This is a genomic window from Oleiphilus sp. HI0067, from assembly GCF_001635735.1.
Map to the genome: position 1 here is coordinate 1 of NZ_LWFI01001032.1, position 1387 is coordinate 1387.

Below are 1387 nucleotides of genomic sequence, written 5' to 3' on the forward strand. Positions count from 1 at the left end.
GCACTAAACGTTATCAATACCCAAAAACCAACTGTTGATTCTCTGAAACTCGCGGCTTAGTCCGTGTCTTCGAGAGTCATAACGTAAATTGAGTATTGGTGCCATGTTAGAAACATTTATCCCCAGCTATAGCGTGTTGCTGGAATATTACGAGATGGGCGGCTTTGTAATGTTGCCGCTCATTATCGTCTCCATATTGTTGTGGTATGCCTTAGTTTATCGCGTCATGACGGTGCGCTCTAGTCAGCACAAGCCTCGTGATTTAGTGAGAAAAGTTAAGAAAGGAAAGCGCAAGTTTTTGAATCTGAAATCCGTCAATGCCGAAGCCGCAAAATTTGCGATGGATACTTCTCGTGAGTATCGCAGTCCAGTGAACGTGAAAGCGCGTATCGACGAGCATTTTTTTAATTTGAAAGAAACCATGGCGAGGCATCGTAGCTTAGTGCGTTCGCTCGTTGCTGTTGCTCCGTTGTTAGGTTTGCTCGGTACAGTCGATGGAATGATGGAGACCTTTGACTCCCTAGGCACGATGTCGCTATTTACGCAAACCGGCGGCATTGCAGGCGGGATCAGTAAGGCGCTATTTACAACACAAGTAGGTTTGGCGATTTCTATCCCAGGCTTACTTGTTGGACGAATGATTGAGCGCAAAGAGCGCAATGTCTGTCGAGAGTTGGATCAAATTCGAGACTTAGTGTGCGCTCAAAAGCAAGCGTCTCTGAGCAAATAAAATAAGCGAGAAAGAATATGAGATACAGACAAGAGAGCGAGCAAGAAGGGCAGGTAGATATCTCTCCATTGATCGACATGGTGTTCATCTTGTTAATCTTCTTCATGGTGACGACTACCTTCGTTAAAGACATGAAACTAGATCTTGAACGACCGAATGCGGCCAGTGCAGCAGCGGCTTCTACCAAGGCGACACGTATTTTTATTGATAGCTTTGGTGATGTGTATGTCGACAACCAGCCTGTGCGTGTATACAGCTTGCAGAGCAAGTTGCGCGATATGTTACGCACGAGTACTGACAAAAGTGTCTTGGTTGTGACTGATGAAAATGTGCCAGCCAAACTCGTTCTTGAAGTGATTGATCAAGCGAAGTTATCCGGTGCGAGTAATGTTGGCGTCGCGACTGAGCAGGAGTCGTGAGTAGCGCCTTATGATGAATTCAATTGAAATGAGACAAGGCGTGTCACGGCAATTTTTTTCGATTGTCGCCGCTGTTTTAGTGCCTTTTCTGTTGTTTGTTGTGGTGATTGGTTTGAACGAATCAGACTTTGATCGCGAAAAGCTCCAAGGTGGCGCAACTAATTTTGAGCTAGAACGACAACAGCAAATCACAAAAGAAAGACCCAAGCCTAAACCTAAGCAACAGGAGCGTCAGCCA

3 protein-coding genes are annotated in these 1387 nt (G+C 45.6%); all 3 read left to right on the plus strand.

The window, feature by feature from the left end:
* Nucleotides 1-103 precede the first annotated feature (103 nt).
* Nucleotides 104-730, plus strand: a complete 627-nt coding sequence (locus A3739_RS13935; protein ID WP_068481015.1) for a MotA/TolQ/ExbB proton channel family protein — start codon at nt 104-106, stop codon at nt 728-730.
* Between the two features lie 17 nt (nt 731-747).
* Nucleotides 748-1149, plus strand: a complete 402-nt coding sequence (locus A3739_RS13940; RefSeq protein ID WP_068481018.1) for a biopolymer transporter ExbD — start codon at nt 748-750, stop codon at nt 1147-1149.
* A 10-nt stretch (nt 1150-1159) separates the two neighbouring features.
* Nucleotides 1160-1387: hypothetical protein (locus A3739_RS13945; RefSeq protein ID WP_156502593.1), on the plus strand; the 228-nt coding region annotated here is incomplete at its 3' end.

Bases quoted from the DNA above. Each gene is read 5' to 3' on its own strand.
- A3739_RS13935 (WP_068481015.1), top strand. From the start codon at position 104: ATGTTAGAAACATTTATCCCCAGCTATAGCGTGTTGCTGGAATATTAC.
- A3739_RS13940 (WP_068481018.1), top strand. From the start codon at position 748: ATGAGATACAGACAAGAGAGCGAGCAAGAAGGGCAGGTAGATATCTCT.